This window comes from Clostridium sp. CM042 (assembly GCF_055080995.1).
In genome coordinates this window covers 815,380-838,973 of record NZ_CM143646.1, presented here as the reverse complement: position 1 = coordinate 838,973, position 23,594 = coordinate 815,380, and the positions used below count along the sequence as shown (strand labels likewise).

At 29.7% G+C, this 23,594-nt stretch carries 19 protein-coding genes; all 19 read left to right on the top strand.

Translation table 11 applies throughout. From position 1 onward, the window contains the following. The first annotated feature begins 41 nt into the window (after positions 1 to 41). The 19 genes from ACWJJ7_RS03990 to ACWJJ7_RS03900 all read left to right on the top strand — a co-directional run bounded on the left by ACWJJ7_RS03990 (position 42) and on the right by ACWJJ7_RS03900 (position 23,584). Entirely contained in the window at positions 42 to 1,775 is a 1,734-nt protein-coding gene (locus ACWJJ7_RS03990; protein ID WP_462964046.1) for a CDP-glycerol glycerophosphotransferase family protein, read from the top strand. 84 nt (positions 1,776 to 1,859) lie between these two features. After that, complete coding sequence (locus ACWJJ7_RS03985; RefSeq protein WP_462964045.1) at positions 1,860 to 2,939, top strand: glycosyltransferase; 1,080 nt, start codon at positions 1,860 to 1,862, stop codon at positions 2,937 to 2,939. A 69-nt stretch (positions 2,940 to 3,008) separates the two neighbouring features. Beyond that, a complete protein-coding gene (locus ACWJJ7_RS03980) occupies positions 3,009 to 4,484 on the top strand; it encodes an O-antigen ligase family protein (protein WP_462964044.1) in 1,476 nt (491 codons plus the stop codon). A 27-nt stretch (positions 4,485 to 4,511) separates the two neighbouring features. Beyond that, complete coding sequence (locus ACWJJ7_RS03975) at positions 4,512 to 5,855, top strand: glycosyltransferase (protein ID WP_462964043.1); 1,344 nt, start codon at positions 4,512 to 4,514, stop codon at positions 5,853 to 5,855. Positions 5,856 to 5,926: 71 nt separating this feature from the next. Then, positions 5,927 to 6,979 carry a non-hydrolyzing UDP-N-acetylglucosamine 2-epimerase gene (gene wecB / locus ACWJJ7_RS03970; protein WP_462964042.1) on the top strand — a complete coding sequence of 351 codons (1,053 nt, stop codon included), beginning with the start codon at positions 5,927 to 5,929 and terminating at the stop codon, positions 6,977 to 6,979. A gap of 13 nt (positions 6,980 to 6,992) precedes the next feature. Then, positions 6,993 to 8,210, top strand: coding sequence for a glycosyltransferase family 4 protein (locus tag ACWJJ7_RS03965; RefSeq protein WP_462964041.1), 1,218 nt, complete (start codon positions 6,993 to 6,995; stop codon positions 8,208 to 8,210). A 106-nt stretch (positions 8,211 to 8,316) separates the two neighbouring features. Then, complete coding sequence (locus ACWJJ7_RS03960; protein WP_462964040.1) at positions 8,317 to 9,573, top strand: O-antigen ligase family protein; 1,257 nt, start codon at positions 8,317 to 8,319, stop codon at positions 9,571 to 9,573. Positions 9,574 to 9,642: 69 nt separating this feature from the next. Beyond that, a complete protein-coding gene (locus ACWJJ7_RS03955) occupies positions 9,643 to 10,284 on the top strand; it encodes a sugar transferase (RefSeq protein ID WP_462964039.1) in 642 nt (213 codons plus the stop codon). Between the two features lie 29 nt (positions 10,285 to 10,313). Further along, positions 10,314 to 11,033: a WecB/TagA/CpsF family glycosyltransferase gene (locus tag ACWJJ7_RS03950; protein WP_462964038.1), complete on the top strand. Its 720-nt coding sequence runs from the start codon at positions 10,314 to 10,316 to the stop codon at positions 11,031 to 11,033. A gap of 47 nt (positions 11,034 to 11,080) precedes the next feature. Next, positions 11,081 to 12,169 (top strand): glycosyltransferase, encoded by a 1,089-nt coding sequence (locus ACWJJ7_RS03945; RefSeq protein WP_462964037.1) that lies wholly within the window; start codon positions 11,081 to 11,083, stop codon positions 12,167 to 12,169. 98 nt (positions 12,170 to 12,267) lie between these two features. Beyond that, positions 12,268 to 12,819: a nitroreductase family protein gene (locus ACWJJ7_RS03940; RefSeq protein WP_462964036.1), complete on the top strand. Its 552-nt coding sequence runs from the start codon at positions 12,268 to 12,270 to the stop codon at positions 12,817 to 12,819. A 212-nt stretch (positions 12,820 to 13,031) separates the two neighbouring features. Further along, entirely contained in the window at positions 13,032 to 13,892 is an 861-nt protein-coding gene (locus tag ACWJJ7_RS03935; RefSeq protein WP_462964035.1) for a DMT family transporter, read from the top strand. 27 nt (positions 13,893 to 13,919) lie between these two features. Beyond that, positions 13,920 to 15,674 carry an Eco57I restriction-modification methylase domain-containing protein gene (locus ACWJJ7_RS03930; RefSeq protein WP_462964034.1) on the top strand — a complete coding sequence of 585 codons (1,755 nt, stop codon included), beginning with the start codon at positions 13,920 to 13,922 and terminating at the stop codon, positions 15,672 to 15,674. Between the two features lie 87 nt (positions 15,675 to 15,761). Beyond that, positions 15,762 to 16,004, top strand: a complete 243-nt coding sequence (locus ACWJJ7_RS03925; RefSeq protein ID WP_462964033.1) for an acyl carrier protein — start codon at positions 15,762 to 15,764, stop codon at positions 16,002 to 16,004. Positions 16,005 to 16,158: 154 nt separating this feature from the next. Then, positions 16,159 to 17,478 carry an AMP-binding protein gene (locus tag ACWJJ7_RS03920; protein WP_462964032.1) on the top strand — a complete coding sequence of 440 codons (1,320 nt, stop codon included), beginning with the start codon at positions 16,159 to 16,161 and terminating at the stop codon, positions 17,476 to 17,478. Between the two features lie 25 nt (positions 17,479 to 17,503). Further along, the gene (locus ACWJJ7_RS03915) at positions 17,504 to 18,616 is read left to right on the top strand and encodes a LuxE/PaaK family acyltransferase (RefSeq protein ID WP_462964031.1); all 1,113 of its coding nucleotides are present in this window, start codon (positions 17,504 to 17,506) and stop codon (positions 18,614 to 18,616) included. After that, positions 18,613 to 19,917, top strand: coding sequence for an acyl-CoA reductase (locus tag ACWJJ7_RS03910; RefSeq protein ID WP_462964030.1), 1,305 nt, complete (start codon positions 18,613 to 18,615; stop codon positions 19,915 to 19,917). The genes ACWJJ7_RS03915 and ACWJJ7_RS03910 overlap by 4 nt, the downstream gene beginning before the upstream one ends. Before the next feature lie 133 nt (positions 19,918 to 20,050). Further along, positions 20,051 to 21,832 carry a sigma 54-interacting transcriptional regulator gene (locus ACWJJ7_RS03905; RefSeq protein WP_462964029.1) on the top strand — a complete coding sequence of 594 codons (1,782 nt, stop codon included), beginning with the start codon at positions 20,051 to 20,053 and terminating at the stop codon, positions 21,830 to 21,832. A gap of 297 nt (positions 21,833 to 22,129) precedes the next feature. After that, positions 22,130 to 23,584: a 4-hydroxyphenylacetate 3-hydroxylase family protein gene (locus ACWJJ7_RS03900; protein WP_462964028.1), complete on the top strand. Its 1,455-nt coding sequence runs from the start codon at positions 22,130 to 22,132 to the stop codon at positions 23,582 to 23,584. The last annotated feature ends 10 nt before the right edge of the window (positions 23,585 to 23,594 follow it).

The window sequence follows — 23,594 nt, the reverse complement described above, 5'->3', positions numbered from 1 at the left end:
TCTGAAGTCGTTGATATTGCAGCTCCGCAGGAGATGATTTAATGGTTAAATTAATCTATACAGCACAAAAAAAAGAACTAGTAATAGGTAGAAAAGTTGTGAATTTATTTGAATATATAGGAAATATAAACGTAGAAAAGGAAGCTTTTGAGTATTTAACTTATTTAGAAAACCAAAAGGTTAACGGGTTAAAGCTTGAAGAATTATATTTATATGATGATATACCATTATATATATTTAGTAGACCCACTATTTATAGAAAATTAAATGGTTTGATTTTCTGTATTATGGTTATAAGAAATACTCAGTATAAAACAAATGAAGAATTAGAAGTGAAAACAGATGATGACTATATGGAAAAAGTTTGTGCAGAGGTATTCAACCTTAAATGTGAGAGGATTCTTCGTGAAAAAAACATTCAAGCTATAAGTAAAGCTAAGTTAACTAGACGTTTTATTAGGGGAATAGGGAGTTATATCAAATTCATATTTAAAAACTTTTTAACGAATAAGAGAAATTATAAAGAGCCATTTTTAATTATTTCGCATGCTTCAAGTTTAAACTTAGTTAAAGGCAATACCAATGGTTATTATGACACTCAATTAGGGAAAGTTATAGATAAATTAAAAGAAACTTATAATATTTTAAATTTTCAACTCTTAAACAATAAATACATCATAGATAAGACCCTAAATTTTCATGAAAATTTTGTGCCATTTGAATTATTTATTTTATACAAAAGGCTTAAAGCTAAGAAAAATGTAAATAATAACTTATTGGTAGATAATTTAAGTTATTTAGATAAGTTAGATTTTCACTTAAATGAACTTGATCTTAAAAATATACTTTTAGGGTTTGTGATGAAGGATTTAAGAAAGAGTTATCTTTCTTATTTATATGAACTATTAATGGCAGGAAAAACTATTAAAAAGTTGAAAATTAAAAAATGTTTAGTAGCAGGAGAGGGCGACAGAGGAAGGTGCTTTATAGTCGCAGGAAATAAGTTAAATATAGATGCTTATGCTGTGCAACATGGAATAATAAATGAAACCTCATCTACTTACATAATTAATTCAAAGTATAAAGAGTTGTTGGTGCCACGGAATACATTTGTCTGGGGGGGGAAGTATAAAGAATTATTGATATCTCATACAAATGTATATAATAAGGAAAATGTTAATGTAGTTGGGCAAGTAAGAACGGACAATTTAGTTCAAAATGGATATTTGAAAAAGTCTAAAAAAAATGGAACACTGAAAATACTTTATGCCACTCAATATTTTAGGGATTTACTTGAACCGGCTACTTTAATGCTATTTAAGGCACTAAATTTAATGAAGGAAGATTATGAATTAATTATAAAACTTCATCCTGTAGATTTGAATTTTGAATTTTATGAAGATATGGTGGAAAAGTTCCACATTAAAAACTGTAAAATAATGAAGGATGGAGATTTGTATGAATTAATTAAATGGAGTGGTTTGGTAGTGAGCGTACATTCTACAGTAGTTGTAGAAGCTGCACTTATGAATAAACCTTCTATATGTATATTACTCCCTAAATATAATGATGCTGGTGGGTTTGTTAAAGAGGGGGTATCCTTTGGAGTTAAGGATGAAAATGAGCTTTTAGAATGTATGATTAAAATAAATATAGGGGATATGACACTAAACCACGACATGCAAAATTATATCCATGAAAATTTCTATAAGTTGGATGGAAAAGTAACAGAGAGAATAATAAATATTATAGTAAACTCTCATGTAAATTTTTAGAAACAATAAAGAATGAGTAATTAAAGATAACTTTCTAAGATTCTTAATTATACTTAAATAGTGTAAAAGAACAGGAGGGAATTTATGAGAAAAATTTGTTTTTTAGCAGATGCGCATAGTATACATACAAGAAAATGGGTTCAATATTTTGCGAGACTTGGAGGCGAGATTCATATAATTTCTATGAGAGAAACAGATTATGTGTATGAAAACAATGTAAATTTGCATGTGTTAAGAAGTATAGGTACAAATAAGTTAAGTTATTTTTTATTAATTAAAGCTATTAAAAAATTAGTGAAAGACATAAATCCAGATATATTACACAGTCACTACGCTACTAGCTATGGACTTTATGGGAGAATGTGCAATTTCCATCCATTTGTAATATCTGTTTGGGGTAGCGATGTGTATGAGTTCCCTAAAAATAATAAAGCTAAAGAATTGCTACTTAAGTACATATTGAAAGGAGCGGACAAAGTTTGCTCTACAAGTTATAATATGGCTGAGGAAACAAAAAAATACTACAACAAAGAGGTAGTAGTAACCCCATTTGGTGTAGATTTAGATAAATTTAAATGTAGCCCACCCATATTAAATAGTAGTTATATTACCATAGGTGCTATTAAGGGCCTAGAAAAAATATACGGACTAAATTATCTTATTGAGGGATTTTCAGAGCTTATATGTAAATACAGCGGAACCAAAGAGTTAAGGCTTTTAATTGTTGGAGATGGTACCCAAAAATTAGAGCTTGAAACTTTAGTAAAGAAATTAAATTTAAATTCTAAAGTTACATTTACAGGTAAAATAGATAATGAAAAAGTACCTGAATATATAAATAAGATGGATATAGTATGTCTGCCATCCTTAAGTGAAAGTTTTGGAGTTTCAGCTGTCGAGGCCTGTGCTTGTGGACGGCCAATAATAGCTACAAATGTAGGTGGGTTAAAAGAGATAATTTTTAATAACTATAACGGTTTTGTAATCAAGCAAAAAAGTAGTCATGATATAACGTTAAAACTTATGAAAATCATTGAAAATGAAGAGCAAATGAAGGAATTTTCAAAAAATGCAAGAAGATTAGTCAAGGAGAAGTATAATTGGTTTGACAATGCAAAAATTATGAATGATATATATAAAACACTTAAAAAGGTTAGTAGATAGTAATGGTATATTCTAGCTTGCAATGTACTTGTCATTTGAAAATATCAGAAATTATGTAGGAGGATAAAAATGCAATTAATGCAAGAGATTAAAGAGTATTACTATTATCTAAAGAAATATATTCACATAATTCTAGGGTTATATGCAGTTATAGAAATAGGGTTATTTATAAAAATGGGTACATCAAATGTGCTCATGTTCGTAAGTAGCATATTTGTAACCTTGTTCGTAATTTGTAGTTTGATTTTAATGTTTAAAGATTTTGTTACCGCAAGTTTAATTTACGCGGTAGCAATACCCATAATACCTATGGCATTGTATATTATGAATAGGTTAAATATAGCTGGGATAGGTGAAGGGGTATATTTCGCTTACTTCGCTATATATTTAACAAATATTGCTCGCGAATTTAAAGATGGAGGATTTGATTTTTCAAGGCTTACGGTTAAATACACCAGGCTAAGTGTACTCTATATTATATTGTTATTATTAGCGACTATATCTTCTATGCGAAGTATTCATGTTTTAGAATCATTTAAGCTAGTGCTACTTAACATAGTTTCAATGATGATCTATAGCGTAGGTATGCTTTGCTATAAGAAAAGCGATAGAGAGTTTTACAAAGATATATTGCGCTATTTATGTGTGGGAGTTACGTTATCATCAATACCAGATATAATAGTAACTTTATATAATTTAATTGTACGTGGCAATAATCAGCATCTCTATGGGGTATTAGGTAGCAATTTCATGCTTGGATATACTATAATAGTAATGCCTTTTATATTATTGTATGCTATAAATAAAGAGCTATCAGGGAGACATAATAAAATATATATATTCTTATTATTAATTCAAATAATTAATTTTAGTACTCAAAAATCAAGAGGCATTCTCCTAACATTAGCTATGTGTTTTTTTATTGTAATTATAGTTGATATAAAGAATTGGAAAAAATATATACTAATTTCTATAGTTGTGATTTCTTGCATGACATTTAATGTTATGCATAGGTGGGAGGTGGAAGAAATTGCAACAGGCATAAAGATAAACAGTATAGAAGACCTTGTTAGCAACAATGCCAGAGTGCTTAAAAGATTAATAGAGCAAACTAAAAGTCGAAGACCAATATGGGCTTTAGCTTTTGAAATGATAAATGACCACTTTTATTTTGGTGTGGGACCAGGGCACTTTAAATATTACTATTTACAATATGGTGGGAATCCTAAAAAAATGTACATAGATGCTCATAATATAATTCTTAATTTAATTACAGAATTTGGAGTTGTATTTACTTTTACTTTTATGTTAGCTTGGCTAAGTAGCTTAATAAAGTCAGTATTGGGTATAATTAAAAATAAAAAGAAAGATTTCAAGGAATTTAAATGGCCAGGAATTATTGGGCTTTTATGTCTCTTTGTTTATGGGAATATTACAGGTCAATCCTTTATGGCCTCAAAAGATCCAATAAGTGTAGTGCCTGCTTTTGTTTTTACTGTAGTGATGATATTAATGATATATTCAGAAGGGAAATCTGTTAGTTAAGAGTTAGGACAATGAGAGGTGTTAATAATGAAAAACATATTAATTGTAGCTTATGTTTACCCACCACTAGGAGGTGCAGGGGTTCAGAGAACTTTAAAATTTGCTAAGTTTCTAAAGAAATTTGGATACAACGTAAACGTGCTTACTGTAAATAATGAAAAGAGCACTATAAAGGATGAGTCTTTGAAAGCTGAATCAACGGACGGAATAAAGGTATTTAGGGCTATGCAAAGAGATAATTTTATTGTCAATACTATTGCTAATAGGAATATAACCCATGTCAAAACTGTGAAGGTTGAAAATAAAGAGGATATAATAAAAAAAACCTCTGAAATTACACTTAAATCTAAAGTTAAGAGAAAAATAAAAAAAATCTTATTAAATATTTATAGAAATATGTACATACCGGATGATAAAATTTCATGGAAAAAAGATGCGGTAGAATTAGGGCTTAAAATAATTAAGGAAGAAAAAATTGATATAATATATTCTACCTCAGCACCATATACTGATCATTTAATTGCTTGTGAATTAAAGCAGAAATCTAACATAGCATGGATTGCTGACTTTCGTGACCAATGGGTAACTAACCCATTCGCAGATTACACGACCTATGCTAAGAGAAAAAATGAAAAGATGGAGAAGACAGTTATTGAAAAAGCGAATGTTGTAATATCTGTAAGTAAACCTATAATAGATGATTTTATTGATAGATATAAAAATCAGAGAGCAGATAAATTTAAAATAATTACTAATGGATATGATGAGGATGATTTTAATGATTATAATATAGATAGGACACCGCCCAAATATATTATAACTTATAATGGAACTCTATATGGGAAGATATCACCAAAGAATTTCTTAATAGCTATAGATAGGCTTATTGAGGATAAAAAAATAAAACAGGAAGAGCTTATCATTAGATTTGTTGGACAAATAGGCAAGGATGCCCAGGAAGAGATTATGCTTTTTATTGCAAAATATGATAAAGTTATTGAATTTATATCATATTTGCCCCATAAAGAAAGTTTAAAGGAATTAGAAAACTCTTCAGCAGCGCTTCTAATTATAGGAGCTTTTGAAGGTAGCAAAGGCGTATATACAGGAAAGATATTTGAATACATAAGAAGTGGAAGAGTTGTTATCAGTATTGTACCGGATGGTGTTGCTAAAGATTTAATTCTTGATACGAACACAGGATTTTGTTGTAATCCTGAAAATATAGATGAAATTAAAGAGGTTATATATAAATCCTATGGCATTTGGAAAGGTACGCAGGAAAAGTTAGGTATTCATTGGGAAAAAGTTAAAAAGTACAACAGAGAAAATTTAACTAGAGAACTGATGAATATCATAGAAAGTTTATAAATGATGCCTTGAAAAGGAAGTGAGAATTCTAACTTTTATTAAAAAAACTTTATTAAAAGTTAGGAGTATATATGAAAATATTAACAGTCGTAGGAGCAAGACCACAGTTTATAAAAGCAGCTGCAGTATCGAATATTATTAGAAATGAGCATGAGGAAATTTTAGTAAATACAGGTCAACATTATGATGAAAATATGTCGAAAATTTTCTTTGAAGAACTTAAAATACCTAAGCCTAATTATAATTTAGAAGTAGGTTCAGGTGGACACGGCATGCAAACTGGTACGATGTTAATAGAGCTTGAAGAAATTTATATAAAAGAAAAACCAGATATGGTTTTAGTTTATGGGGACACGAACTCAACATTTGCTGGAGCACTTTGTGCAAGTAAATTACTTATTCCAGTATCACATATAGAAGCGGGACTTAGAAGCTTTAACATGAATATGCCGGAGGAACAAAATAGAATCTTAACAGATCATATTTCAAAATATCTGTTTGCACCTACAACTTCAGCCATTAAAAACCTAAGTGTTGAGGGCATAACTAAGGGTGTTCATAATGTAGGGGATGTAATGTATGATGCGACTCTTAATTTTTCTGAAATTTCAAAAGAGAAATCTAAGATTATGAAGAAACTTAATTTATACCAGGAAGAATTTATTTTAGCTACAATACATAGAGCGGAAAATACTAATGATATAAATAGATTAAGGAATATTATGGAGGCATTAAATGAGAGTGGCAAAAAAATAATATTACCATTACATCCAAGAACAAAAAAATATATGGATGATTATGGTTTGAACTTTAATAATAATATAAAGATAATATACCCAGTTGGGTATTTAGATATGATCAGTTTAGAAATGCACTGCAAAAAGATTGTTACAGATAGTGGTGGAGTTCAAAAGGAAGCTTTCTTTATGAATAAGCCTTGTATTACTATGAGAGAAGAAACAGAATGGGTAGAAACAGTAGAAAATGGTTGGAATATTATTGTTGGAACTGATAAAACTAAGATTCTTGAGGGCATAATTAATTTTATTCCAAATAAATCTCAGCAAAATATTTTTGGAGATGGTCATGCTGCAGAAAAAATTTTGAAAATTATAAACAGATAATAGAGGGGAAAACATGCGTATTTTATTTTTAACTCAATATTGTCCCCCAGAGGTGGGGGCACCTCAAAATAGAATTTTTGAGTTTGCTAAAAAGTTACAGGAATTTGGCCATGAAGTTACAATATTAACAGCAATGCCTAACTACCCTAGAGGAGAGATTTTTGATGAGTATAAAGGTAAGAAGGTAGTTTTAGAAGAAATTGAAGGTATAAAGATAATTAGAACTAGTATTTATGCTACAAAATCTAAGAGTTTTACTGAAAAATTAAGAAATTATTTATCTTTTACTTTTTCTTCTGTATTTCAAGGAGCTATTCATATAGATAAGCAGGATGTAGTAATAACGGAATCGCCACCACTGTTTTTAGGCTTTTCAGGGTATGTAATAGCTAAGCTTAAAAAAGCTAAATTTGTTTTTAACATATCTGATTTATGGCCAGAATCAGCTATAAAATTAGGTGTACTTCATAATAAGTTATTCATTAAAATGTCTGTATGGTTAGAAGAATTTTGTTATAGACGCTCATCAGCTGTTACTTGTCAAACGGAAGGAATAGTTGATGATATAGTCAGTAGAGGGTTTGATAAAAACAAAGTACATCTGCTAACTAATGGAGTTGATACAAAGTTATTTAAAAAAGAAAATAGGGATGAAAGCTTTAGATGTGAAATTGGAGTAGAAAATAAATTTGCACTATGTTACGCTGGTATTCATGGACTTGCACAAGGACTTCAAGTTATAATAAATACAGCAGAGATAGTAAAAGAGGAAAAAAATATTCAATTTGTTTTTGTAGGTGATGGTCCAGAAAAACAAGACCTTGTAAATATGGCAAAAGAAAAAGGATTAAAAAATGTTACCTTTTTACCTCTTCAGCCAAAGGTAAATATGCCTAAAATAGTAGCGTCTATGGATGCTGCAATAATTCCTTTAAAGAAGTTAGAACTTTTTAAAGGTGCTCTACCTTCAAAAATGTTTGAGACCTTAGCTTCAGAAATACCTATTATTTTACCAGTACAGGGTGAAGCTGCGAAACTAATAAAAAGTGCAAATGCAGGAATTGTAGTGGAACCAGAAAATTCAAAAGAAATTGCAGAAGCGGTGTTAAAGTTATATAATAACATGGAACTTAGAAATAGGTTAGGTGAAAATGGAAGGGCTTATGTTATGGAGAATTATGCTAGAGAGAATATAACAAGAAAATTAGAAAAAATATTGATTAATTTATAAAAATTATAATACACAATCTTTCACTTACTTACAAATACAAGAATTTTTTGAAGTGAGGGAAATATCGTGTAAAAATAATATTATTAGTCTATAAAGAGGTGTAAAAATGAAAGCTAAGTATAGTATTTTATATTATTTAATGTGTGCTTATATAGTGATAATGCCTCTGATTCAAGAGGGAACAAATTTAAAAGGAATATCTGTTTCAGATATTTTATTAGGAATAATTATGTGCTTATATCTCATAAAGTTGATTTTTAATAAGGATACGAGGGGAAGGTTTCTTTATGGAATTAGAGACTTCTTTAGTAGTACTTTAAGTATTAGCATAGCGATATTATTAGGCATAATGTTATTATCAACCTTTTATGCATTAGAAAAGGGATTAGCATTAAGCGAAAGCGCAAGATTTTTAACATATGTATTTATATTTTTTATAATTAAGTATGAATTTAACACAAAAAAATTAGTGAAAAACTTATTGAGATGCTATGTATTCACATCAGGAATCTTAAGTATTTTTGGTATAATACAATACTTTACAATAATTGGATTAGATAAAAGATTTATTGTGAAATACTCTTATGGATATAGAGCAGGTAAAATTGCTGCGACAATGCAAAATCCTAATGCATATGCGGGCTTTCTTATTTTGATTATTTTTCCAGTAGTAATGCTAACAATTTATGAAAAAAATAAAAAATTGAAGAGTATGTATGGAATAATATCAATTCTAATATTTCTTAATATACTTATGACTTATTCTAGAAATGTTTTATTAGGAGTTTGTATCGGTGCAGCGGTTTTATGTGTGCTATATAGCTTAAAATTAATTCTAGTTTTTGGTGGGGTAGGTATTTTGGCTTTATTTAGTCCGGCGGTTCTTGGCACAGTTAAGGATTTAACAAATAATGGACAAAATGTGGCTAGAATTAAATTGTGGAAAACGGCTCTAATGATGATTAAGGAGCATCCAATTCTAGGAGTTGGTAATGGTAATTATATCAGTAGATATAATGAATATATTAATAAGTATAAAGGCTTAAGCTACAACTCGTATACGAGATATACTACACATAGTTCTTATTTAAAAACTCAAAGTGAATTGGGCATAATAGGAATAACATCTTTTTTAGTGATTTTAATAACAGTACTTATTAGATTGAAAAAATTAATTACCATAACGGATGACAAATTTTTACAAGCATTTTATATGGGTGCATTGGCATCGATGGTAGCATTTTATTTTATGAATTTATCAGACAATCTATTTTTTGTACCTAAAGTTACAACATATTTTTGGTTTATAGTAGCTACAGCTGAAAGTTTATTAAATGCATCAACAAATAATTTGAATATATAAGTTGGTGAAGAAATTTAGAAATACAGGGGGACGCTTAAATATTCATCAGAAAGTAGGAGTTAACGCAATATGATAACTATAGATAAAAAAGCACATATTGAGAATAAGAAGCTTAAATTTGGACTTAAGAGATTAATGGATATTACATTATCTTTTATAGGTATAATTATATTATTGCCTATATATTTAATTATCATTATTGCTATTAAACTAGAGTCAAAAGGAGCAACTGTATTTAAGCAAGTCAGAGTAGGTAAAGATGGAAAAAACTTTAATATTTATAAATTTAGAACTATGATAGCTCAAGCTGAAAGCAAAGTGGAACTTAATATAGATCCGAATGATTTGGAGAATTTTATATTTCAAGACAAGGCGGACATTAGAATAACAAAGGTCGGAAAATTTTTAAGGTGCAACAGCTTAGATGAGATTCCACAATTTTTTAATGTTTTATTTGGACAAATGAGCATTGTAGGTCCGAGGCCTGAAATACCAGAGATAGTTAAGTATTATCCCGAAAGCTACTATCAAAGACTTCTGATTTTGCCAGGAATCACTGGACTTGCACAGATTAGTGGAAGAGGAGAAATTGAACTAGGGAAAACAGTTACTTATGATTTGGATTACATTAAAAATTTTTCAGTTGCACTAGACATAAAAATTATCTTCTTAACAGTGATATCTGTGTTTAAAAAAGAAGGGGCTTATTAAGAAGTCGTTAATTTGGAGGGGTTTTATTTATGATAACAAGAATTTTTCAATACGAAATTTTTAATGATACCATAGAGGAATTGTTTAAAAACATAAACAATTTTGAAAAAGTACATATTGTTTCAGGAAATCCACAAGTGCTTTTTAGTGGGCTACAAAATGATTTATTGTTAGAAAATTTCACTAGTGAAAATTCAATCATTATTCCAGACGGAATTGGTACAGTAATATGTTCTAAAATTGTAAGGCAACCAGTGAAAGAAAAAATTGCTGGTGTAGAACTAATGGATCGTATAGTAAAAAAATGTGAAAAAGAAAACCAAGGAATATATTTGTTAGGATCCACCCAAGAAACAGTGAATATGTGCAATATTAATTTACGAACTAAATATTGCAAATTAAATATTTTAGGGAGTCATGATGGATATTTCGAAATGGACAATTGTGAAGAACTATTAAAAGAAATAGAAAAAGTTAGTCCACAAGTCTTATTTGTTGCTATGGGATGTCCAAGGCAAGAAGTATTTATAGCAAAATATATGGACAGACTTCCTTGTAAAGTATTTATGGGAGTTGGAGGAAGTTTTGATATTATAGCTGGTAATGTTAAACGTGCACCTAAATGGATGATAAATATAGGAATGGAATGGTTATACAGAGTTGCGAAAGAACCATTTAGAATTAAAAGATTATCATCTATACCTAAATTTATTTTAATGGTAATAAAGGACAAGTATAAACGTAAATAATTGTTATTAACATCAGAGAAGTAAAGGAGAGGATCCATATTAAAGTTTTGCATATCATATCAGGGAATGATAATGGTGGTGGTGGAAAACACGTATTAAACATATGCAGTAAATACAATAACAAATTTGAGAATATAGTCGGTTGCCTGGGAGAAGGTCCACTTTACTCAAAGGTTAGAGTTACGGATGTTAGCTATAAACTTTTTAGTAAGAAGCTTAATAATATTGAGCTAGTGAATTTTATAAGATGCAATTCGATAAGTTTAGTAAATTTCCATGGAGCAAAGCCATTCCTAATGCATTTGATTTTAAAAAGCAAATTAAACGTACCTACAGTAGCTGTAGTTCACAGTGATTTTAGATATGATTTTCTTAATAATAAAGTGAAATATTTTATTTTTACTCCCCTGAGCATTAAGGGTTTAAAGAGCTTTAATAATTATATTTGTGTATCAAATAATTTGAAGGTTTTATTAGAAGAAAAAAAAATTCAAGGAAGTAAAGCAGTTGTAAACAATGGTATAGATATAAAAAAAATTAGTATTGTGACGCCAACAGAAGATATACGAAATAATTTGAAATTAAAGAAGAATGATTTTGTATATGTTATGGTTGCGAGATTACATCCTATAAAAAATCATAGAGAAGTTATAGTGGGGTTTAGAAAACTTACTATTGAATTTCATGATGTAAAATTGCTTTTAGTTGGTGATGGTGAGCTACAATCCGAACTAGAGAAGTTAATAGTGGAACTAAAACTAGAAAATAAAGTTATAATGACCGGAAATGTTTCTAATCCAATAGATTATATAAATGCCTCTGATGTTAGTGTTTTAGCTTCTTTAAGCGAGGGCGGAGCACCACCATTAACTGTTTTAGAATCAGCAATTGTAAAGAAACCTATGATTTATACCGAAGTTGGAGACTTACAAAGTATACTAGGCAAAGATAGCGGGTATAAAGTAAAAAATCAAAACAATGAAAATATTTATAAAGCTATGAAAGAAGCATATTTAGATAAGAGTAATTTAAATGTAAAGGGTGAAAAGATATATAACTTTGTTGTGAATAATTTTACTATAGAGATGTTTTGGGAAAATTATTTTGAAATTTATAAGAATATACTAAAAAAATAATAAGTATATTTTTCAAGTTCTATCCTTAAAACTTTAGGTGAAACAACTACATTATTTATGAAGTGATTACACATACTATAATTAAAGGAGTGTGTTATATGGAATTTTATGATGTAGTTAAAAGTAGAAAAAGTATTAAAAAATTTAAGAACACCCCAGTAAATACAGAAAAGTTAACAAAAATGATTGATTCAGCTATGATGTCGCCTTCATGGAAAAATAATACTTCATACAAATTTATTTTAGTTGATGAAAAAAACAAGCTAGAACAAATTTCTAAATCTATAATGAATAAGGACAATTCAGCAACACAATCAATATTAGATGCTCCAATGACAGCGGTTATAGTAGCAGATCCAGATGCTTCAGGAGAAGTTGAAAACAGAGAGTATTATTTAGTGGATAGTGCCATAGCTATGGAGCATTTTATTTTGTCAGCTACTAATGAGGGTTATGGAACTTGTTGGATTGCTGCAATTGATGAAGATATTATAAAAAAAGCATTATCCATTCCACAAAATTACAAAGTAGTTGCAATGACTCCTATCGGAGAAATTGCAGAGTGTAAAGATCATAACGATAAAAAAGATGCAAAAGATTTTGTATTCTTGAATACTTGGGATAATGCTTATGCTGAAAACACTAAATAAATTATGATTTAGATGATTTTTTTAATTACCCTATGCCTGCAAATGCAGACATAGGGCTTTTATTTTGTTATATTTCGATTATTTATAAAAAAATTATTTAAATGATGAAAAATTAACATAAAGATGGTACAATTTTAGTAGCTATTAAATTGTTATTTATGTTAAGACCATAGCTTCGCAGAAGATGATTTACCATACCAAGGAGGATTACCATGGAAAAAACAAAAGGAATTTTATATATTGTTTTATCTGCAATTGCTTTTGGGTTTATGCCAATACTCGCAAAATTGTCATATAGAGGAGGGGCTAATACATATACCACATTAGCGCTTAGATTTTTTTTTGCATCAATTATGCTATTATATTATTTAAAATATAAAGGCATATCTTTAAAATTAACTAAAAAACAATTATTTTTAGTATTAACCATAGGCATGTTTGGATATTCACTTACGTCTTGTAGTTTATTTATGTCATACAATTATATAAGTGTTGGATTGGCGAGTATGATTTTATATACGCACCCTGCTATTATTACTTTATTGTCCTATATGTTTTATAAAGAAAAAATAAACGCTAGAAAAATCATCTCTTTAATTATTTCCTTAATAGGTATTTATATTTTAATTGATAAGGGAAGTGTTAGTTTTAATTTAAAAGGAATAATATTGGCAGCTATGGCTTCGCTGCTATATTCAATATATGTGCTAGGAGTATCTCTTAAAGAAATTAAAGCTATCAACAGTTACGTTTTAACTTTTTATATATCGTGTTCAGCTGCTGTTATTATGTTTATAGCAGCAATCACTACTGGTAATTTTAACATGCATATTTCTTTTTATGCACTTGTGGCAATTTTATTATTAGCATTCATATCCACAGTGGTGGCTTTAATGGCATTCTTAGAAGGTGTTAGAATAGTAGGACCTTCTAATGCTTCAATTTTTAGTACTATTGAGCCTATAGTTGGGTTAATACTAGGAATACTAATTTTAGGAGAATCTATATCAGTTAGAATTGTAATTGGAAGTATATTGATTATTATGTCGGTCGTGATATTAACAAAAGAATAATTTAATTATATAGAATGGAGATAATAAATGCTTGACTTGTTAAAACAGAAAATATGTGAATTACATAATATTATTTTAAGTCCAATAGATGATATGTTCAAAATAACTGCTTTAAAAAATTATAAAAGGGAAATAGAAGGAATACAGCAAAAAAGTTTTGGTGAAATTTATTATGAGTTTATTAAAAATAATAAAGAAAAAGGCACAGTATACACTCCAGAACCTATAACTTCTTATATGGTAGAAAACACCATAAAAGCAGAACAGATAATAAAGAATCCGTACATAAAAATTGTGGATCCCTCTTGTGGAACTGGCAATATATTAATTTGCTGTTTTAAATTTCTTAGAAATTTATATAAGGATAATTTAAAATTAATAAATGAGAAAAATGGGTTGAATTTAAATATTCAATGCATTGATGAACATATAATAACACATAATTTGTATGGCTTTGATATTGATGATATAGCTGTGAAAATTCTGATTATAGATTTATATGATTTAAGTCAGGGGAGCATACCCAGTAATGTTTTTAACAAGGATTTTTTATTATATGAAAGTGAACATAAATATGACGTATTCATAGGAAATCCACCCTATGTGGGTAAAAAATCTATAGATAACGAATACGCATCTTATTTAAAAATTAGATATAAAGAAGTATATAGAGATAAAGGGGATCTATCCTATTGTTTTTTCAAAAAAGCACTAGAAGACCTAAGCGAGAATGGAAAGCTTACTTTTATTACTTCAAGATACTTTTTAGAATCACCTAGTGGTGAGGATTTGAGGAAGGTTTTAAAAGAGCTATGCACTATAGACAAAATCATAGATTTTTACGGGATAAGACCATTTAAAAACGTAGGGATAGACCCTGTAATAATGTTTATAACGAATTATCAAAATGAGGATAGTGAAATTGAAATTATAAAACCTTCAAATGTAAAAAATAAACATAAAAAAGAATTTTACAACAGTGTATTTCTAAAAAGTGGGAATGAATTTAGTAGTTTTCTTCTTAATAAAAGGCAACTAAATGATAAAGGTTGGATTCTAATAGATGAAAAAGATAGAAATATAATAAATAAAATTGAGCAAAGAAGTTTTACTCACCTAAGTAATATATGTAATAGTTACCAGGGAGTAATAACTGGGTGTGACAAAGCATTTGTAGTCAGCGATGATATTGCTCTAAGAGAAAATATTGAAAAAAATATAATAAAACCTTGGATTAAGAGCAGTTACATAGAAAAAAATAAAGTTTCAAGACAAGACAGTTACATAATATATTCAGATTTAATCCATAACGCACATGATTATAATAATGCTATATCTTATATTGAATTGCAGAAGGAAAAGCTACTAAAAAGAAGAGAATGCCAAAGAGGTATTAGAAAATGGTATGAACTTCAATGGGGCAGAAATCAAAACATATTCGAAGGAGAAAAGATAGTTTTTCCCTTTAAGGCAAGCAGTAATAGATTTGCGTTTGACAAGGGAAGTTATTTTAGTGCAGATGTATATGCATTGATATTAAAAGAAAACGTTCCGTTTACCTATGATTTTTTATTATATATATTAAATAGTAAAATCTATGAATTTTATTTTAAGACCTATGCAAAAAAACTAGGCGAAGATGCTTATGAATATTATCCAAATAATTTAATGAAATTATGTGTTCCAATTATTATAGATTTTAAGGGAAAAGATGAAAATTATTTATATGATTATTTTCACTTTAGTGAAGAAGAAAAAAAGATTATACTTGGCGACGTATAATCTTTTTTGGCATGAAAGTTGCTATAAATATAGTAAAGCTTATTTAATATATATTAAATAATTTATTAATACTTAGGAGGAATTATTGTGACAAATTTGGAAAAACTAAACAAGGTGTTATGTGATGTATTTGATTTGAAAAATGTTAATGATATAAATGATGATTTGGGACCAGATGAAATAGAATTTTGGGATTCTTTAGGTCATGTAGAACTTATAACAAGTTTAGAGGAATCTTTTGACATAGCTTTAAATGTAGTGGATATCTCTAGAATGTATACCGTAGGTGATATTAAGAAGATAGTTGGGAAATATGGTGTTCAGATATGACATTCACAGATTATATTTTTGAATTTTCCTCAAAACTGAATAAAACCTCTGTAATTTTTAAAAATGAAATAAGTTATAAGGAAACTTTTGAAAATGTAAAAAAAAAGCTTCTTTTATAAAAAACAAGAAATTTTCTAAAAAGGATGCTGTACTTTTGGTTTCAGAGAATTCTTATTTTTTTATTGAAAATTATTTTGGCATAATTAAATGTGGAGCTATTTGTGTTCCTATAAACCCAGCTTTAAGTAGCAATGAGATAAAGTATATTATAGATTCTCTTAATATTAAATTAATTTTCACTCAAAATAAATTCAGTGAAAAAATACAGCAATTGGGTTATAAAGATGTTGAGATTTATACAGATAGCAATGAGTGTGATTTTACTTACGAACATGAAAACAATTACAGTCATGATATAGATATAGAAGAAGACGTGGCTGTAATACTTTTTACTTCTGGTTCCACAGGAAATGCTAAGGGAGTAATGCTTACTCATTATAATCTTATGTATAACACAAATTCTATAATAGAATATCTGAAACTTACAGAGAGAGATAGAGTGGAAACGGTACTTCCTTTTTATTATTGTTATGGGACTTCAATTTTGCATACACACTTTAGGGTAGGCGGAAGCCTTGTAATTAACAATAAATTTATGTTTCCGCAAACGGTTGTTGAGGATATAAATAAGTATAGTTGTACAGGCTTTTCAGGGGTCCCTAGCACTTACCAAATACTGCTTAGAATGACTGATATAAAGAATACTAAGATTCCAACATTAAGGTACATAACTCAAGCTGGAGGTATGTTATCAGAGAATTTTATAAAACAGCTTATAGATATTCTAAAAGGAGTAGACATTTTTATAATGTATGGTCAGACTGAGGCTACGGCGAGGTTATCATATTTACCGCCAGATTTAATTAATGAAAAGATGAATTCCATAGGACGTGGAATTAAAGGAACGGAGCTTTTGGTTTTAAATAGTGAAGGAAAGCGAGTCAAATCTGGAGAAACGGGTGAGGTTGTTGCTAAGGGTGGAAACATAATGAAAGGATATTTCAATGATAAGGAAGAAACGGATAAAGTTATAATGCAGGGATACTTATATACGGGAGACTTAGCAAAAGTTGATGATGAGGGATATATATATATAGTTTCAAGAGATAAAAATATTATTAAAAGTGGTGGTATTAGAATAAGTCCTAAGGAAATAGAAGACATAATATTACAGATTACAGAGGTAGTGGAATGTGCAGTTATTGGAGTAGAAGATGATATTTTAGGAGAAGCAGTAAAGGCCTTTGTAGTATTAATAGAAGACAACCATTATATTGACTTTAAACACATATTAGATTTTTGTAGAAATCAGTTGCCATCATATAAAACTCCAAGGTATATAGAATTTTTAAAAGAACTTCCCAAAAATTCTTCTGGTAAGATTTTAATAAAAAAGCTCAAGGAACTTAAGTAAAAGAAAGAGTAAGAGGGTGAAATAAATGGAGGATTTAGATTTAATAGATGAACTAGTGCTTGGAGAGCAGTTTAATATAGAGCAAGTGAAGAAGGAAAAGTTACTTTTAAAGATTATATTATCTCAAATAAACCGCAACACGAAAAATTTAAATATAAAAGCTATGTATGATAAATTAAATGTAGACATCAATAAAATTAAAACATTAGAACAGGTTCCATATATACCTGTAAATATGTTTAAATCTTTTCAGCTCAGAATATGTAAGGTGGAGCAAGTGATAAGGGTGTTACAATCTAGTGCTACCACCACAGGAATTCCTAGTAAAATATATTTAGATAAAAAGACTTCAACAAGACAAACGCAAGGGTTAATAAGTACGTTAACAAGTTTTCTAGGAAGAATGAGAAGACCAATGCTTATTGTAGATAATGAAGACTGCAATAAAAGAGGAGATAGTATGACTGCACGTGGTGCTGCTATTAGAGGGGTAAGCACTTTTGCTAGTAAGATGTTTTATATTATGGATAAAGAAAAAGAGGAACTTAAATTAAATATAGATAGACTTCGCGACTTTGAAAAAAAATATAAAGATGAGGAAATTTTAGTTTATGGATTTACTTATATATTGTGGTCGAAATTTTTAAAAGTATTAAAGCAGGAAGGAATAAAATTAGACATGCCAAAGTTAAAGCTGTTACATAGCGGGGGGTGGAAAAAACTTATTTCTGAAAAGGTAGAAAAGGAAGTGTTTTCAGAGACTGCTGCGCGGATATTTAACACAAGTACAGATAACATTATAGATTTTTATGGAATGGTGGAACAGTCAGGAGTAGTTTTTATTGATTGTAAGTATGGACATAAACATGTACCAAATTTTGCAGAGGTTATTATAAGGAATACACAGACTTTAGAAGAGGTGAAATTTGGTGAAGAAGGGATTATAGAGGTTATGAGTGTTCTAGGATCTAGCTATCCATCACAGGCTATTTTAACTGAGGATATTGGAGAATTTATAGGCATAGATGATTGCCCTTGTGGTAGGCGAGGTAAGTATTTTAGATTTAAGTCACGAGTAGAGAAGGCTGAAATTAGAGGCTGTGGAGATACCTTTGCAGAAAGGGAGGTAGGGAAATGATAAATTGTTACGAGCTAAATGGAGAATTTTATGAGAAGGAGCTAAAATTTGAAGACTTTCATGAAATAGAAACTTGCTTAAATAAGAATTTCAATAAACTTCATGAATTTCCGGTGCAAGTTATAATGCTTATTATAAATGAATATAGCAAGAGGATTGCAATAAACAGAGAAATATTAAGAATGGAAGGTGTTCCATTCTTATGCTTTTATTTAAAGAAAATAAATATGGGAAAACAGTTAAAGCTTAACTTAGGAAATATTGAATACCTAAATAATTTTGTGCAAGTAGGGGATGAAAAATACATCAAAGCACAGCCAAAGGGTTTAGTGTGTCATTGGATGGCTGGGAATGTGCCTACCCTAGGTATTTATTCAGTGCTTCAGAGTATAATATGCAAAAATGGTAATATTCTAAGAGTGTCTAAAGAAAGTGTTAGCACGGTGTATGAATTATTAAAACTTTTGGACGAGATTGAGGTTGAGTATGAGGGGAATACTTACTCTTCTAAGGTTATATTGAAAAATATTGCCCTTATTTATTTTAATAGTGAAGATAAGTATCTTAATTCTCAGATGTCTTTAAAGGCAGATGCACGAATAGTTTGGGGTAATAAAATAGCAGTAGATACTATTTCTCTTTTACCTAAAAAAACTACTTGTAAGGATTTAATTTTTGGACCTAAGTATTCTTTTGCAGTTTTTGATAGATCAGCTATCGAAAGTGATGACTTTGAAGAATACTTAGAAAATCTGGTTACAGATATAATTGCATTTAATCAAAAATCATGTTCTTCACCTCAGGTATTGTTTTTAGAGAAAAGTAAACTACCTGTAGAAGAAATAGCCCAAATGTTAAGTCGAAAATTCGAGAAGATTACTAAAAGATATACTAAATTAGATTTAGAGGAGGCTATAGCTGCTAAAATAATTAATAAAAGAGGCGAATATCTATTAAGCCTCAATAAGCTAGCTTACATAGCTAAGGGACTTCAATATACAATATTAATTGATAGTGAATTAAAGCTTGAGGAGGCCATTACAGGACGAACTATATTTATAAAAGAGGTGGATGATATACTGGAGGTATGCCCTTTAATTACTAAAAACATACAAACCATTGGGATAGCTTCAAAGAATAGTAAGAAGACTTTAGATTTTGCAGATAGAGTAACGACTTTGGGAGTAGATAGAGTTGTGAAAATTGGGTACATGAATTTCTATGATTCTCCTTGGGACGGCAGTTTAATAATGTGTGAATTAGTTAGGTGGTGTTCTCTTAATATAAAGGGAATGATATAAGTAAGTAATTCTATGAATTTTAAATTTTATTTTATAGTGGAGAAGAAAATGCCAGATATTAAAAGCTTTTATAACGCTATGTTATTAATTTGGTGATGTAATAAGAGCAAATTTATTGATTGGAGGTATACAAATGAAGGTTAAGGATATTATGACACGGCAAATAATTTCTTTGAAGAAAACGAATACTCTTGGTGAAGCACTAGAACTGTGTATAAAATACAAAATTGATAGTGTACCTATATTAGATGATGATGGATCCATATACAATCTTATTACTAAGACAGATTTTATGAAATCTTATATGAATAATGACCCGTTAGCAAAATGTATTATGGAATTACCTAAGAAAAATGTGCTCACAATTAATGAGGATGAGAATATTGTGAGTGCTTGGAGACATAAAGTTGGTAGGCTTCCTGTTATTAATAATAAAGGTAAACTAATTGGTATGCTAACACGGACAGATATAACTTCAAATCTTGTTAATAAAATAAATAAAGAAATAATTGAACTGAAGAAAAATACCATGACTAACCAGGAACTGGAAGCTGTAATTGAATCATCTTATGACGGCATTTATATAACTGATGGTGAGGGAAATACACTGAGAATTAATAAATCTTACGAAAAAATTACAGGTCTTAATAGAGAGGAAATGATAGGCAGAAACATGATAGACATTGTAAAAGAAGGATTCATATCACAATCAGGGACACTTATGGTTTTGAAAAGTGGTACGACAAATAACATACAGCAGGAATTTAGTACAGGAAAGAAGATTATGGTTACTAGCACACCAGTTTTTAATGAAAATAGAGAAATTATACTAGTGGTTACAAATATACGTGAAATAACCCAATTGTATGAGCTGGAGGAACAGCTTCAAAAAAATAAAGAATTAAACAAAAAATACTTTACAGAAATAGAAGAAATGAGAATGCAGCTTATTGGTGTATCAAATTTAATAGCTGAGGATAATAACATGTTGGAGACTATAAGCATAGCTAAAAGAATTGCAAAGGTAGATACTACTGCACTGTTACTTGGGGAAACAGGTGTAGGTAAAGAAGAAATTGCAAAGTTTATACATAAAAATAGTATTAGGTATAATAAATCTTTCATTAAAGTAAATTGTGGTGCAATACCCCCAAATCTTATCGAATCTCAGCTTTTTGGGTATGCGCGTGGCGCATTTACAGGAGCTAACAAGGAAGGCAAAATTGGACTATTTGAGTTAGCTTCTGGAGGAACAATATTTTTGGATGAAGTTGGAGAACTACCTTTAGATATGCAAGTAAAACTTTTGCAAGTGCTCCAAGAGAGAGAGATAGAAAAAGTAGGTGGAATAAAACCTATAAAAATAGATGTTAGGGTAATAGCCGCAACTAATAGGGACATTGTAAATATGGTAAAAAACAAGTTATTTAGAGAGGATTTATATTATCGTCTAAATGTAGTACCTATATATATCCCACCACTTAGAGAAAGAAAAGAGGACATTATGCCGCTCACTAAACATTTCTTAGACGAATTAAACTTGAAATATAATTTAAATAAATCTTTTAGTTCAGAAACCCTGGATTATCTTTATGAATATACATGGCCGGGTAATGTACGCCAACTTAAGAATATAGTTGAAAGAGTTGTAGTTATGAGTACGGGTGATAGAATAATAAAGAGTGATTTACCAAGAAGTATTATAGGGAATTTGGAAGGGGATCGGATAGATATAGCTACTGAAAGTATGCAGTTAAAAGACGTAATAGAGAGAATTGAATTGCAAATGATGAATAAGGCCTTTGAAAAGCATGCTAATGTGAGGGGGGCGGCAAAAGAATTGGGCATAGATGCTTCAACTTTTGTAAGAAAACGAAAAAGGTATATGGTTAAAATCAGTAAATCTAAACAGTGATGCATAAATGCAACATGTTGCATTTATGCATAGTTATTTATTTAACAATCAAAGCGAGGATAGACAACCAGCGACAGACACATTTTCAATAGTAGTGATTAATATTTGTTGAGTTTTTGCAACAGAGATTAATCATTATTTTTTTATTGATAAAATAATCACTGGTATGACCAATTTTAAAGCACATTAAAAATATTTTTATCATGTTTATTTTCATAATGAAGTTGGCATCTTAATTGCTTATATAATAAATAAGAATAAAAATAAAATTATATATATAAGAAAGGAATGATTTATATGGCACTTATGAATAAGGAACAATACTTAGAAAGTCTTAGAAATTTAAACCTAAATATATGGATGTTTGGTGAAAAGGTAACTAATTGGGTGGATAATCCAATGATACGCCCATCAATAAATTCTGTTGCAATGACTTACGAATTAGCTCAGCTTCCAGAATATGAAGATCTAATGCTTGCAACTTCAAATTTAACTGGTGAAAAGGTAAATAGATTTACACATTTGCACCAAAGTAGTGAGGATTTAATTAAAAAGGTTAAGATGCAGAGGCTACTTGGGCAAAAAACTGCATCCTGTTTTCAAAGATGTGTGGGAATGGATGCATTTAATGCAACTTTCAGTACAACTTTTGAACTAGATAAAGCTTATGGGACAAGTTACCATGAAAATTTCAAGAAGTTCTTAACTTATGTTCAAGAAAACGATTTGACTGTAGATGGTGCCATGACGGATCCAAAAGGAGATAGAGGACTCTCACCAAGTAAACAGGCTGATCCTGACTTATATTTAAGAGTAGTTGAGAGAAGACCTGACGGAGTAGTAGTTAGAGGTGCAAAAGCTCATCAAACAGGAATGTTAAATTCTCAAGAAATGGTGGTTATGCCTACTATAGCTATGACACCACAAGATAAAGATTGGGCTATCGCTTTTGCAATCCCAACAGATGCAAAAGGGCTAATTCATATTTATGGAAGACAATCTTGTGATACAAGAAAATCAGAAGAAGGTTCAGATATAGATACTGGTAATAGCCAATTTGGTGGACATGAAACTTTGACAATATTTGAAGATGTATTCGTACCAAATGACAGATTATTTTTAAATGGAGAAACAGATTTTGCTGGAATGCTTGTGGAAAGATTTGCAGGCTATCACAGACAAAGCTATGGTGGATGTAAAGTTGGTGTTGGTGATGTACTAATTGGAGCATGTGCAGTTGCAGCTGACTACAATGGAGCAAATAAAGCAACACATATAAAGGATAAATTAATAGAAATGACCCACTTAAATGAGACACTTTACTGCTGTGGTATAGCCTGTTCATCACAGGGGTGGAAGACAGAATCAGGAAACTATATGGTTGACCTATTACTTGCTAATGTATGTAAACAAAATATAACAAGGTTTCCTTATGAAATAGCAAGACTTGCAGAAGATATAGCTGGAGGAGTTATGGTTACAATGCCTTCAGAAAAAGATTTTAAGAGCCCTGAGATTGGTCATTATATAGATAAATATCTAAAGGGTGTAGCAAGTGTATCAACTGAAAACAGAATGAGAATATTAAGGTTAATTGAAAATATAACACTTGGAACTGCAGCCGTAGGTTATAGAACAGAATCAATGCACGGTGCAGGATCGCCACAAGCTCAGAGAATAATGATAGCGAGACAGGGGAACTTACCTTCCAAAAAGATTATGGCAAAAAAAATAGCAAAGATAAAAGAATAATCCATATAAA

Excerpts from the sequence above, each read along its gene's own strand:
- ACWJJ7_RS03990 (WP_462964046.1), top strand. The coding sequence starts at position 42 with ATGGTTAAATTAATCTATACAGCACAAAAAAAAGAACTAGTAATAGGT.
- ACWJJ7_RS03985 (WP_462964045.1), top strand. The coding sequence starts at position 1,860 with ATGAGAAAAATTTGTTTTTTAGCAGATGCGCATAGTATACATACAAGA.
- ACWJJ7_RS03980 (WP_462964044.1), top strand. The coding sequence starts at position 3,009 with ATGCAATTAATGCAAGAGATTAAAGAGTATTACTATTATCTAAAGAAA.
- ACWJJ7_RS03975 (WP_462964043.1), top strand. The coding sequence starts at position 4,512 with ATGAAAAACATATTAATTGTAGCTTATGTTTACCCACCACTAGGAGGT.
- wecB (WP_462964042.1), top strand. The coding sequence starts at position 5,927 with ATGAAAATATTAACAGTCGTAGGAGCAAGACCACAGTTTATAAAAGCA.
- ACWJJ7_RS03965 (WP_462964041.1), top strand. The coding sequence starts at position 6,993 with ATGCGTATTTTATTTTTAACTCAATATTGTCCCCCAGAGGTGGGGGCA.
- ACWJJ7_RS03960 (WP_462964040.1), top strand. The coding sequence starts at position 8,317 with ATGAAAGCTAAGTATAGTATTTTATATTATTTAATGTGTGCTTATATA.
- ACWJJ7_RS03955 (WP_462964039.1), top strand. The coding sequence starts at position 9,643 with ATGATAACTATAGATAAAAAAGCACATATTGAGAATAAGAAGCTTAAA.
- ACWJJ7_RS03950 (WP_462964038.1), top strand. The coding sequence starts at position 10,314 with ATGATAACAAGAATTTTTCAATACGAAATTTTTAATGATACCATAGAG.
- ACWJJ7_RS03940 (WP_462964036.1), top strand. The coding sequence starts at position 12,268 with ATGGAATTTTATGATGTAGTTAAAAGTAGAAAAAGTATTAAAAAATTT.
- ACWJJ7_RS03935 (WP_462964035.1), top strand. The coding sequence starts at position 13,032 with ATGGAAAAAACAAAAGGAATTTTATATATTGTTTTATCTGCAATTGCT.
- ACWJJ7_RS03930 (WP_462964034.1), top strand. The coding sequence starts at position 13,920 with ATGCTTGACTTGTTAAAACAGAAAATATGTGAATTACATAATATTATT.
- ACWJJ7_RS03915 (WP_462964031.1), top strand. The coding sequence starts at position 17,504 with ATGGAGGATTTAGATTTAATAGATGAACTAGTGCTTGGAGAGCAGTTT.
- ACWJJ7_RS03910 (WP_462964030.1), top strand. The coding sequence starts at position 18,613 with ATGATAAATTGTTACGAGCTAAATGGAGAATTTTATGAGAAGGAGCTA.
- ACWJJ7_RS03905 (WP_462964029.1), top strand. The coding sequence starts at position 20,051 with ATGAAGGTTAAGGATATTATGACACGGCAAATAATTTCTTTGAAGAAA.
- ACWJJ7_RS03900 (WP_462964028.1), top strand. The coding sequence starts at position 22,130 with ATGGCACTTATGAATAAGGAACAATACTTAGAAAGTCTTAGAAATTTA.